14 protein-coding genes are annotated in these 12382 nt (G+C 47.8%); 5 read left to right on the top strand and 9 right to left on the bottom strand.

What is annotated here, in order from left to right; all coding sequences use genetic code 11:
• Positions 1-327: 327 nt before the first annotated feature.
• Genes E1963_RS01805 through E1963_RS01790 form a run of 4 tightly spaced genes read left to right on the top strand, consistent with a single transcriptional unit; the run spans position 328 to position 3919 of the window.
• The gene (locus E1963_RS01805) at positions 328-750 is read left to right on the top strand and encodes a DUF859 family phage minor structural protein (protein ID WP_132274465.1); all 423 of its coding nucleotides are present in this window, start codon (positions 328-330) and stop codon (positions 748-750) included.
• A 59-nt stretch (positions 751-809) separates the two neighbouring features.
• Positions 810-2603, top strand: coding sequence for a DUF859 family phage minor structural protein (locus E1963_RS01800; RefSeq protein ID WP_132274463.1), 1794 nt, complete (start codon positions 810-812; stop codon positions 2601-2603).
• Between the two features lie 50 nt (positions 2604-2653).
• Complete coding sequence (locus E1963_RS01795) at positions 2654-3088, top strand: hypothetical protein (RefSeq protein WP_132274460.1); 435 nt, start codon at positions 2654-2656, stop codon at positions 3086-3088.
• 27 nt (positions 3089-3115) lie between these two features.
• The gene (locus tag E1963_RS01790) at positions 3116-3919 is read left to right on the top strand and encodes a peptidoglycan recognition protein family protein (protein ID WP_132274457.1); all 804 of its coding nucleotides are present in this window, start codon (positions 3116-3118) and stop codon (positions 3917-3919) included.
• Between the two features lie 141 nt (positions 3920-4060).
• On the opposite strand, the gene E1963_RS19540 is transcribed toward E1963_RS01790, so the two are convergent.
• Together E1963_RS19540 and E1963_RS01785 are read right to left on the bottom strand one after the other, a co-directional pair.
• On the bottom strand, positions 4061-4228 hold the full coding sequence (locus E1963_RS19540) for a hypothetical protein (RefSeq protein ID WP_167482085.1): 168 nt from the start codon (positions 4226-4228) through the stop codon (positions 4061-4063).
• A gap of 99 nt (positions 4229-4327) precedes the next feature.
• Complete coding sequence (locus E1963_RS01785) at positions 4328-4705, bottom strand: hypothetical protein (protein ID WP_132274454.1); 378 nt, start codon at positions 4703-4705, stop codon at positions 4328-4330.
• Positions 4706-4733: 28 nt separating this feature from the next.
• Here E1963_RS01785 and E1963_RS01780 point away from each other — a divergent pair, with 28 nt between their 5' ends.
• Positions 4734-5123, top strand: a complete 390-nt coding sequence (locus tag E1963_RS01780) for a hypothetical protein (RefSeq protein ID WP_132274452.1) — start codon at positions 4734-4736, stop codon at positions 5121-5123.
• An 18-nt stretch (positions 5124-5141) separates the two neighbouring features.
• Here E1963_RS01780 and E1963_RS01775 read toward each other — a convergent pair whose 3' ends face one another.
• The 7 genes from E1963_RS01775 to E1963_RS01745 form a co-directional block, all read right to left on the bottom strand.
• Positions 5142-5972, bottom strand: a complete 831-nt coding sequence (locus E1963_RS01775) for an Mrp/NBP35 family ATP-binding protein (RefSeq protein WP_132274449.1) — start codon at positions 5970-5972, stop codon at positions 5142-5144.
• Between the two features lie 106 nt (positions 5973-6078).
• The gene (locus tag E1963_RS01770; RefSeq protein WP_049727649.1) at positions 6079-6453 is read right to left on the bottom strand and encodes a RidA family protein; all 375 of its coding nucleotides are present in this window, start codon (positions 6451-6453) and stop codon (positions 6079-6081) included.
• 3 nt (positions 6454-6456) lie between these two features.
• Positions 6457-7404: an ornithine cyclodeaminase family protein gene (locus tag E1963_RS01765; RefSeq protein WP_132274446.1), complete on the bottom strand. Its 948-nt coding sequence runs from the start codon at positions 7402-7404 to the stop codon at positions 6457-6459.
• Positions 7405-7407: 3 nt separating this feature from the next.
• A complete protein-coding gene (locus E1963_RS01760; RefSeq protein WP_132274442.1) occupies positions 7408-8811 on the bottom strand; it encodes an MATE family efflux transporter in 1404 nt (467 codons plus the stop codon).
• Complete coding sequence (locus E1963_RS01755) at positions 8780-9964, bottom strand: iron-containing alcohol dehydrogenase (RefSeq protein WP_132274440.1); 1185 nt, start codon at positions 9962-9964, stop codon at positions 8780-8782. The genes E1963_RS01760 and E1963_RS01755 overlap by 32 nt, the downstream gene beginning before the upstream one ends.
• Before the next feature lie 145 nt (positions 9965-10109).
• On the bottom strand, positions 10110-11264 hold the full coding sequence (locus E1963_RS01750; RefSeq protein ID WP_132274437.1) for an ABC transporter permease: 1155 nt from the start codon (positions 11262-11264) through the stop codon (positions 10110-10112).
• Positions 11251-12378: an ABC transporter permease gene (locus E1963_RS01745; protein ID WP_132274434.1), complete on the bottom strand. Its 1128-nt coding sequence runs from the start codon at positions 12376-12378 to the stop codon at positions 11251-11253. The genes E1963_RS01750 and E1963_RS01745 overlap by 14 nt, the downstream gene beginning before the upstream one ends.
• Positions 12379-12382: the final 4 nt, after the last annotated feature.

Below are 12382 nucleotides of genomic sequence, written 5' to 3'. Positions count from 1 at the left end.
CTTCTGCTTTGCCAGATGCATATTTATAAACACGCCAACTACCAATCTGTTCAAAACTGCAATTTTCATCTACTTTGCTCGATAAAGTGGAGAAACTTTTATTTGTCAAAGACAAATCCGCATTTGTAACATCTATTGTATCTTCACAGCCCGATTTATATATTGATTTATTTTACTTATGCAACATAATTAAAAATCGCCCGCTTTTTCTACTTACCTTCGCTTTTATACTAAAGAATAATAAAACCCTCAATGCAACTATTATTCATCAAAATTCAAAAAGAAAGGAAAGTATGATATTTAATAAATATCATACAGGGTAAACTCATGGCAAGTGGTTCATGGAATTTTAATACAAGCAATCAATATATCACCGGACGTGTCCGCTGGTCTTCTCAGTCTAATGGTTCAAATGCAAATAGTTCAAATGTAACTGCATATTTAGATTATATGAAATCATCCAGCTCGACGGCCGCGACTTATGGTACATTCAACGGTACAATAAGCATCAATGGTTCAGCAGGCGGCGTATCACAGTATATTACGCTTTATGCTAACAATAGTTGGGTCAATGTCGGAAGCCGTACAGTAACTGTTGGCCACGACAATGACGGAAGCAAATCCACTACCATCGCTGCCAGCGGCGGTATCAGCGGCACTTCTTTTGGCAGTTCCAGTACATCTAATGGTGTGGCCCTTGATAAGATACCACGTTATGCAATATTACTATCTGGAAGAATACTTCCGTAACACAAACAAGCGCCACTTTCCAGTGGAGTGCGGATGCAGCCTGCAGTGCGGTTCATTACATGATAGGAAATGGCCCGTGGATTGGAACTTCGGGCACTACTTTTACAGTCCCCAGCCTCGCACCAAATACCTCCTATTCTGTCAAAATCAAAGTAAAACGTACAGATTCCGGCTTGGAGACAACCTCTAATGCTATTACTGTAAAGACACAGCCTATCGCTTCAATCTCAAATGCCAACTTGGAATTTGAAATAGGGAAGAATTTAGCATTAACGCTAATCGATTATAATTTAAATGCTTCTTCCCTAATATTCGATGTAGAATGTGACGACAATACCTGGACATCTGGCCTGCTGTCCATCGCATCGGGAATAAACGTACAAAATGTAACACTTCCTCTGTCGAATATCGCTGATACATTGTTTAGTTACTGTAAAACTAAAAACGAAATGCGATTTAAGATATCATGTGGCACAACGATTGACAAAACTTTTTATGAAAATATTTCCTACGGAACTGCACACATCGTAGATAGCAACCCTATATTTACAAATTATATGTATAGCAATATAGATGCCGCGACATCCTCTGTACTTCAAAATTCATCTTATATAATTGAAAACTATGGAAATATGCAAGTCCAGATATCTCCTTCCAATCAGGCACACCCCAAAAACCAGGCTTTAATCATAGGATATATTACGACTGTGACAAATGAAAAAGGCGAAATCAAAAAACAGATTATTACAGAATTTTCTACTAATAATACTTTGATCAATCTGGGCACTTTGTCTGAGGCAGGTGATTATAAGATAAATATATATGCCATAGACTCCAGAGGAAATAAATCTGCCACAATTTCTAAAGCTTTTTATGTTCTCCCATATAGCCGACCTGCAGTCAGTATAGCTTTGGCCAGGATAAATGAATTTGAAAAAGAAATAATTATAGATTTTTCAACGGTTTATTCAAAGCTTAAGATAGGAAGTATAAATAAAAACAGCCCTTTAACAATGAAATACAGATATGCTGAAGTCGGTAAGGCTTTCACGAATTCCTATACAACTGTTACAGGTATTACAAGCAAAGACATATCAGCTTCCGACCAGCTTGCTGCCTTTGTTAAGAACACGGCAGCGGATCCTTTTATTAAAAATCTGGAAATAGAAAAATCCTACAATTTTGAATTCGTAATATCAGACCGAATTACTTCAATAACGGAAAGTTTTATGGTTGACAAAGGTATCCCTATATTTATGCCATGTGATAATGGAAAGGTAACCGTAGGAATGCTTCCTGATGTCAACAGCAATGCAGACTTCCAGGTAGGCACCGACATCATGGCTACCGATACAAAAGGAAAGAAACGGCTGATATTAGAGGAATTGGATAGCATAAATAAGGATATTGTTGATGAACACAGTGTTCTATTCAAAGCTATATGGCTTAAGTTCCATCCTGTAGGACGGATTATCATTGATATAACTGGATTAAATCCGAGTGAATTATACGGCGGAACCTGGGAACTCTGGGGCGAGGGACGTGTACCAGTCGGAGTGGATCCAAAATCGAATGAATTTTCCTCTTCTGAAATAAAAGGCGGAGAAAATAAACATTTGTTAACCTCTAATGAATTACCTCCGCATAATCATGGAATAAATAAAAACTTCACTTTCACTGTTGGCGGAATAGGTGGGTCTGGATCTTCAGGAATTCCAAATGGTGCGTCTGGGTGGGGCGGATACGGCAATGCACATTGGACGGAAATAGGCACCTATAACACAGGGGGTGGACAGGCACATAATAATATGCAATCGTTTATAACCTGCTACTTTTGGAAACGTACAAAATAGAAAATTCTATATGAAATACTTTTTACAGAAAGGACTGGTGCAATAACCATATGAATTTTTTAAAATATCTCATGAATGTCAGCCATCCCCTGACCTTTGCCACATTTTTCATATATATGCTCGGGGTAATCTTTTTGCTTAAAGAGGTTATCTCTGCGGCTGACTGGCTGTTAAACTATCTGGGCATCACGTCGAAGCGTATCTTAAAACGAGAGCAGGAGTCAAAAAGGATCTCTGATATCAGCAGCCGTCTGGATATGCAGGCTGATAATATTGACAAGCTCTGTGACGCAAACCGCGTCATCTTATCCGACAGAATAAACCAGAAGTATAAAGTCTATCTTAACAAGGGCTATATTCCTGAAGACGAATATGAAGAATTTGTCAGCCTCCATACCGTATATAACGAGATTGGGGGCAACCATACCGGAGACGAAAAATTCAGAAAATGTATCAAGCAGCTGCCAATAAAACCTGACGAATAACATATGAACACCAATAGGAGTGATAAAATGAACATAAGCATTAAAGAAACGAACCTGTCCTTCGGGTCACTCAGCCGGAGGAATTCTACATCCCGTATCATCTTACACCATGCAGAAGCATCTTCCTGCGATGCCTCTGTCATCCACAAATGGCATAAAGCGAACGGATGGGCCGGTATCGGCTACCATTTCGTCGTGAGGAAAAATGGAACCATCGAAAGAGGACGGCCTGAATGGGCCGTCGGGGCCCACGCACCCGGAAGCAATTCCAATTCTCTGGGTATCTGCTTTGAAGGGGCCTATATGAAAGAAACAATGCCTGATCCACAAAAAAATGCGGGAAAGAATTTAGTCGCCTACCTCAAAAGGAAGTATGGAATCACTAAAATACAACGGCACTGTGATGTATGTGCCACTTCTTGTCCAGGGACTAATTTTCCATTCTCAGAAATAGCCGGGGCGTCCGCTGCCGGTACCGTCACCGTCTCTTCATCTGGAAATAAGCCCGCCCAGAATGTCGGCGCATCCTGGATTGCCCGGCTGCAGAGCGAATGTAACCGTCAGGGCTTCAGCCATCAGGCTGTGGACGGAATAGCCGGCCCCAACACACTTAAGGGCTGCCCTATGCTTTCTCCCGACGCCTCAGGGGGCATCACAAAGCTGATGCAAGAGAGGCTGATCTCGCTTGGATATTCATGTGGTTCCACTGGAGCCGACGGCATACTTGGCGCTGAGACACAGAAGGCAGTAAAGTCTTTTCAGAAGAACCACTCTCTTACACCCGATGGCATCGTCGGTCCGGCAACATGGAGAAAGCTTTTGAATCTATAATTGAGACAGGCTTCTTCTGCCTTAGTCCAGTGAGGCATATACTCTCTTGAGAAAAACGCAGACGCATCAGGGATACTCTGTATCTCCCGCTGCGTCTGCCCTTTTTGTTCTGGTCATTACATTCTTACATATAATCTTGTCTTATCCTGCCTCCATCAGCACTCTTGCAAGCCTATTGTTCTCATTCTCCCTGTAATAGATATCATACCGTTCAAGCATATCGTCCTGATAGCACCTTATCTCAGTACAAATATGCACGATGTCCAATAGCTGCCGTCTCTTTATCAGCTCTGCATTGCCGGTATCCAATTTTCAAAGTATCTGTCATAAGACAGGTTCTCCAGAACTCCTTCCTTGTCTGTTCCCAGCTTTAACTTGCGGATATCCGTACCGTCCTCAAGAACCTTATCATAAATCCTGTTGAAGTATCCTTACTGTCTCATTCTTCCGTATCTTCCAGACAGAATCCGGATAGAGAGAGGACACATAGCGGACCGTCTTTTCCTTGCGGATCATTCCCACCTCTGACGTGGCAATCAGCATCCCGGCCAGCTCCTTAGATATGGTCCTGTCCGTACCGTCCGGCAGATGCAGCAGACCGCCGTTCTCACCAATCTGGCTCCGCCTGAGGTTGACCATGTTATAAAAGCCCTTTCCCGATATTCCTTCGTATATGCTTACGAACGCGGAGGCAATGTACACGCCATAAGCCGAGTCCAGCAGACGGTCCACATATTGGCGATACAGCTGCTTAGATATATAGAACTCCTGGTACTGGATATCCACGACGCGCCCTTATGACGTACTGCCTTTTATGGCAGCGATAACACCTGCAGCAGAGACTCTGGCCGTCAACTACATTTGCCATATAAGGCGTTCTGTGAAAGTATTCCTTGTCATGCTTCTGGGCAACCTGATATCTTTCTGCATACCGTATATAGGAGCCGCCTTAGACCCGGTTTTCCATATACCGGGGCATCCATGGCAGTCTGTCCTGATGTATGCAGAGCCGCTCCCTTTTTATACTGTCGGCGCTTTCTATCTTCTGCTTACCATAGCTGCGGAACTGTCTATTGAATACGGTCTGCTTCGTAAGTCCGCAGGCGATTCCAGAAGGCTGCTTTATACGATTATCGGCGTCGATACCGCCACCACCATATTCGTGGCGGCTACAGAGCGCATATTCTGCTATGGGCACTGGTAAGCTGTCCACGATACAGCCTTACATCTTATTTACCGCCGCCTGCAGATATTCATTGCTCACCTCTGCAAAATTTTCATTTTCCACTGCTTCGGAAAGCTTCGGGTCTATAGGCATCTTGCCCAGCACCGGTATATCGAGCTCCGCCGCTATCTCGTCGATATGGCTCTCTCCGAATACAGAGATCTTTTTTCCGCAGTCCGGACAGGCCAGATAACTATAGTTTTCAACAATCCCCAGAACCGGAATGTTCATCTGGCGCGCCATATTGTAAGCCTTCTTGACAATCATCTGTACAAGATCCTGCGGCGACGTGACGATAACCACCCCGTCCACCGGCAGCGACTGGAATACGGTAAGCGGCACATCGCCGGTTCCTGGCGGCATGTCTACGAAAAGATAGTCCAGTTCGCCCCACATGACATCAGACCAGAACTGCGTCACGACACCTGCGATGACAGGGCCTCTCCAGATAACCGGATCCGATTCATTCTCCAGAAGCAGATTGACAGACATGATTCTCGTACCGTCTTTCGCCTCGCACGGAAACATTCCCTCGTCACTTCCCTTTGCACTTTCGTGCAGGCCGTACATCTTAGGAATCGACGGTCCGGTGATATCCGCATCGAGGATTCCCACAGTGAACCCCTGCTCCCTCATCATCCTGGCCAGAGAAGCAGTCACCATGGATTTCCCCACTCCTCCTTTGCCGCTCACAACAGCGATGACCTTCTTAACACGTGAAAATGGATTGGCCGGTGCGCTCAAGTCCTGAGGCTTGCTGCTGCAGGAATCCGCATGGGCACAGCCCGCACAGTCAGACGGCGCACAGCCGTTTTGTTGTTCTGCCATAATACATACCCTTCTTTCCAAATTTGATTTGGGGTCAGACCCCTTTCACACATGCAAAAGGGGACGGACCTTTTCGGGGCCTGTCCCCTTCTGTATCTTTCTGAATCTATTCTACTACCGCGATGACTTCCACTTCGCATTTTACATTCTTTGGCAGTGTCTTTACTGCCACGCAGCTTCTGGCCGGCTTGGATGTAAAGTATTTGGCGTACACTTCATTGAACGCGGCGAAGTCGCCCATGTCTGCCAGGAAGCATGTCGTCTTGATTACATGGTCGAAGTCTGTCCCTGCTGCTTTCAGCACTTCACCTACGTTCTTGCATACCTGTTCTGTCTGGCCTTCGATTGTCGTTGCTTCTACATCGTCAACTTCCGGATTCACGCCAATCTGGCCTGCGGAATAGAACATTCCGTTGTGTACATACCCCTGTGAATATGGTCCCAATGCTTTTGGCGCCTTTTCTGTTGCTACTACTTTCATAATCTACCTCTCCTTTGCTTCTTCTAATATTTTTTGTGCGATGCATACATCGAAAAGCCCCATCCCTACTGACTTGAAGTATGTGGTCTTTCCTGTATCTGCCTCTTCTTCCTTTGATGCAAGGTAATCGCTCATCAGCACAATCTTGTCACTTGTGAGACGGCCCTCCTTGATGGGCTGGCTCAGATCCCCGCACTCTTCGCATGCGTACGGAAGTTCGATATATACCTTATCTACAAGATCCCAGACTGCATCCGGAATTTCCCGCATCTTTGGCGTATAGGAACCGATGGCTATAATGCATTTGCCCCGAAGCAGTTCTTTGTCATCTGGCAGCACCGGCTCGGTAGAAGGTGTGGTCGTGCAGATGATATCGCTCTTGGCCGTCAGTTCTTCTACTGTCTTACATTGTACTACCTTAGTGCCCGGGTTATCAATAGCTTTTTCCAATCTGTCCATATAATCGGCCAGGTCACGTCCACTGTGGTTGAATATGTATATCGAACGTATATCTCTGGCCGCACACGCATAAATCGCCTGATGGAACCCCTGGACCCCTGCACCGACGATGCCCACGGTATGGCAGTCCTTCCTGGACAGATGGCGTATTCCCACGCCGCCCACTGCCCCGGTCCTCCACGCGGTAACCGACTGGCCGTCCATGACCGCCTCCGGCGCGCCGGTCACCGCATTGTTCAGCAGTATGATGCCGTCGATGGACGGAAGGCCGAGCTTCGCGTTGTCAGGAAAGATTGTCAGCATCTTCGTCCCGATTATCTCTTTCGTATAACAGGGCATGTACATGAGCGTCTTATTGTCATGCTCTACGGACGGCCTGGGAGGCATATAATATTCTCCGGAACCAAAGATTTTGTATGCCTCCTCAATCTGGTCCATCATCTTATCTGGATCCACCAGCTTTTCTATGTCTTCTTTGCTTAAGATAATCATCTGTTAAGCTCCTCCCAATTCTTCTTTTTCTCTCGTGACATCCTTCAGCCACTTATACCCCGCATACCGTTTTATGGTCATCGGAACCTTAATCAGCTCATCGCTCATCAGTATGACATACACGACCGGCACGCTGGCATGGAACACGAACGCCGCCACGGCCCCTATGATGATGGAGCATCCCCACATCGTGGACACATCCATGATAAGCCCGAATTTCGTGTCTCCGCCGGAACGGAAGATTCCGATGACCATCGTACCGTTCAGCGACTGGGCCACTGTAAAATATGACATGACGAAGAACATGAATGTAAGATACCCCTTTGCCTGTCCCGTCAGTGCCAGGCTCGCATTGGCTATCGGTGCCGCGATGAGGATGATGGCACCACCCAGAGCACCTATAATTACGCTCAGCCAGATAAAGCGTTTCGCATATGCCTTGGCATAGTCAAGCCTACGTTCGCCGATCGTCTTGCCAAGGTAGATTGCCGCGGCGTGGGCGATGCCGAATACGACCACCGTAGCCAGCTGCCGGGCCACCTGGGCGACAGAATTGGCCGCCACGGCTGCACTTCCAAGATGACCGATGATGGCTGTGTTGGCCGAGCTTCCAAGCCCCCACATCACTTCGTTCAGCACGACCGGCATCGCATAGGTCATATAGTCCCTGAACAGGACCTTATCTATCCTTACCAGATCCCGGAATCGGATCCGGACAATCTTATTTTTCATAAATGCATATAAGAGGACGATAACCATCTCTGTTATACGCGCAATCAAGGTGCCGACAGCGGCGCCGCGTATCCCCATGACAGGAAAGCCCATCAGCCCGAATATGAGCAGCGCATTTACAGCGATATTGACCAGCAATGATATGGAGTATACGAATGTGGCTATGAGTACCCGCTCTATGCTCCGCATGATGTTAAGGTATACCTGCGTCACTGCCATAAACAGATAAGAGCTTCCGACGATTCTCAGATATTTCACCCCTTCTGCTATCACCTCCGGGTCTGAACTATAGATGTGCATCAGCGCATCCGGAATGATAAGTGCGGCGGCGGCAAACATGACCGCGGTCACGATGCCGGCAGAAAGTCCCATGCCAAGCACCTTCTCAATCGTCCTCGTATCCTTTTTCCCCCAGTACTGTGCGGTCAGGACCGTAGCGCCTGAAGTGATTCCCATGAACAAAAGCGTCATGATAAATTGAATCTGGCCCGCAAGGGAAGCGCCTGAGAGCACCTTCTCGCCCACTTTCCCGAGCATGATGACGTCCGCAGCAGTAACCCCTACATTTATCAGATTCTGTAACGCCATCGGAATTACTAGTGCGAAGACATTTCTGTAGAAACTCTTCCAGTTTATATTCAAGTTATCCGTGGTTTGCCGCTTTATATATTTCATACGCGTCGTGCGCATCCAGCTCTTTAAAGCTTCCGAGCCTTATCGTATTCCCTTTTGTCGCATTCTGTGCCAGCTTTTTAAGCGTCTCATCCGGCAGGACCCCGGTTTTCAGCTCTCCGATACATGTTGCGACCTGTAGGGACCGAAAGAACTCTTCCGTCTTCTCAATCGCCGCAAGCGCAGCTTCCTCCTCCTCTTCATATTCCATTCCCCACACTGCTTTTCCGTAGTGGGCAAATCTTGGCACATCCAGCCGGTACACATACCGCGCCCAGCTTCCCCAGACGGCGGAAAGCGTGGCGCCGTGGGTCTCGTCAAACATGGCGCTCAGCTCATGCCCAAGCTTATGGTTCGCGAAATCCCTTGGTCTGCCAAGGCCTGTGATACCATTGTGCGACAGGCTGCCGCACCACATGATCTCACTCATGGCCTCGTAATCTGTCTGGTCGGCATAGGCTTTCTGTCCGAACTCGATAACAGTCCTCAGAAGCCCTTCCGCAATCTCGTCCGTCATGCGGTTTCCGCCCACCTGCGTGAAATACCGCTCCAGCGTGTGCATATAGATATCCACGATACCGCACGCAAGCTGGTACTTCGGCAGCGAATAGGTAAGCTCCGGGTTCATGACGGCAAATTTCGGCCGGTTAAGATCCGAGCTAACGCCACATTTTCTCCCCGTCTCTTCGTTCGTCAGCACGGAGGAGTCACTCATCTCGCTGCCGGCAGCAGATATCGTCAGCACTGTGCCGACCGGCATGGATCTCTCCACCTTCTTCCTGCCTTCCCAGAACTCCCAGATGTCCGTCTCCGGATTGGCTGCACCGATGGCGACCGCCTTGGCCGTATCAATCACGCTTCCGCCCCCAACGGCCAGAATCAGATCCGCTTCCAGGGCAATTGCCTTCCTGACCCCCTCCCGTGCCAGGCTGACACGTGGGTTGGGCTGTACACCGGCCAGTTCATCATACCCGATGCCTTCCTCGTCAAGCTCCATCTTTATCGTATCCAGAAGCCCGCTGCGTACGGCACTTCCTCCGCCGTACACGATGAGCACGCGTGCTGCGCCCCATTTCTTAGCCAACCTTCCGGTCTCTCGTTCCGCATCTTTGCCGAATACAATCTCTGTCGGCGTATATTGAACAAAACTATGCATCTTTCATACCTCCTTCAATCATCTTCACCTAAAGTCGATTGTATCATAACGAGTTGATTTCTTCCATAGGGGACAGGGCAAATTTAATTGGGGACGGAGGAAAACTCATTTTCCTCCGTCCCCAATTAAATTTGCCCTGTCCCCTCTACTCTTGTTCTTTGCTTTTGCTTATGACGAGTCCCACGCAGAGGATGGCTACTGCGAACAGAAGCTGGATTCCGAATCCTTTGTAGATTGTCTCGGCCTGTGCCTTCGTAAACTCTGTGTTGACAGACAGCACGACCACGACCTTCTCATACCAGTATAGCGGCAGGAACTGTGCGAACATCTTCACGCCCTTCCCGAGTACGTCCATGCTAACGAACACGCCGCATGTGAAGCACATTCCGAGCGTTATCACATTTACGATACCATTTAACACTTCTATCTTCTGGACCACCACGCCGATTGTGAACGCTATGGCCATCCCCACCAGTACGACGAGAAACGAATTAAGCATGTAATAGACTTTGTTCGGGTCGTTCAGGAACTGGGACGGGTACATGATGAGCGGCAGCAGCATGCATATCGCCCAGAATCCCACGCCCATAATGACGAATCCGATTACCATCTGTACATTCTGGCTCCGGCTTGACACGGACGAGCAGAGCATCCGCCGTCTCACATCCTTCTTACGGAACGCTATCATGATATAACCGATCGTATAGCACAACACCGCCAGTATGATATACGGCATATACTGGAACAGGAATGAATGCGGCAGTTTAACACCACCATTCCCATTCTTGTCAATCAGCGTGACATCCGACTCTGCCTCTCCGGTTTCGGCCGCGTCGCTGATTGCCTCCTCCAGCGAATATCCGGCGCTTTTGAGCACTTTTACGGTGTTGAGATATGTGGATATCTGCTGATCCACATAAAATGCGCTCATCGTATCCGGAAGCTTTGTCGTCTGCAGCTTCTCGCCATCTTCCAGGCATACCTGTTCAAAATCTTCCGGTATCGTCACTACATAGTAGATGTCCCGGTAGAACAGCTTTTCCTGTATCACGTTCTTGTCATCCTCCACCTTGACCAGATCATGCTTCTTTCCGATATAATCTGTAAGCCCTTCTGCCAGCTTTCCATGGTCCCTGTCGATGACGGCAACCTTCAGCCGCTCTTCTTCAAAGTGTTCCATCCCTTTTCCGTCTGTCATCGTCTGGACCATAACCGCTATCGTAATGAATATAGCTATATACATGAACATCATTCCGAGGTTACGCTTTACCATTATCATAAATCCTCTAAATACTGTCATAACGTTCCCTCCTCACCGCAAAGAATGCAATCCCTATGAATAATACGCTCATAAGACCGAGTATCATCAGATTCCTTGTGAATCTCTCCGCATCATCAAACACTCCCATGCAGTAAAATGTATCGCTTAAGACAGCCGCCGGGTTGATCCGGTTGATAATCGGACAATTCTGCTCAATGATATTTTTCATATTGCCGAACATAAGTCCGGCAAGGAAGCCCGGAAACAGCGTCAACACGACGGTCAGGCCCATCTTGATGCTCTCGCTCAGCTTGCCTACACATCCGATCATGATGCCCATGGACACTCCTATCATGCTGCCAAGCAGGTCTACGAGCAGAATCTGCCCTATATTGCCGCCAAGGTCGATGCCGAACGCGAACCGTACGACGACTGTCAGGATGATGATGTTGACGAACTGTATAAAGAACAGAACGGACATATCCGTAAGCACGAGCCGCAGCTTATGGGTTGGGGTCACGCTTCTTCTCGCTCCGAGCGCGGACAGGTTGGCCTGCCCGTCAAGGCTTGCCTGCACGCCGAGAAATGCTCCTGACAGGCATGCATAGGCGATAAGGGCGAAGAAATACGACACGTTCGGGTTCATCGTCCTTCCTCCGACACTTACTTCTTCTGTCATCGTCTGCCATCCGTCAAGCGCCTCCACAGCCTGCATAAGTCGCTCCGGATGGTCCTGTGCGATCTTCATGATCATATGCGCATTCTTATTATAGCTGTCCAGCAGTGCTTTCAGTATACTTGTGTTCAAATCTGATTTTGCTACCGTAAGGGATGGTCCCCCCCCAGTATAGTAGATACCTGTAATTTCATCCCCTTTCAGGTCTTTCAACGCCTGCTTCTCATCCACCTTCTCAATCTCCAGCGTATCACCGTCCATCTGTTCCAGGAACTCGCCAAATGCGCCGCCCTCCTGCTGATCCGTCTCCTGCTCTACGACCGCCACACGGATGGCGTCCATCTCCTCACCCGTAACGCCGCTTCCAAAAGAGACGAAAAAGAATGTGCCGAGAATGATAGGAAAGGCAAGTGCCCAGAACATCACGCTCCACTCCCGGACAGTCTGTATAAATCTATATTTAATCAGATGCCTCATAATA

It is taken from the genome of Extibacter muris (assembly GCF_004345005.1).
Taxonomy (GTDB): Bacteria; Bacillota; Clostridia; order Lachnospirales; family Lachnospiraceae; genus Extibacter; species Extibacter muris.
This window is presented reverse-complemented; position numbering and strand designations above follow the sequence as displayed.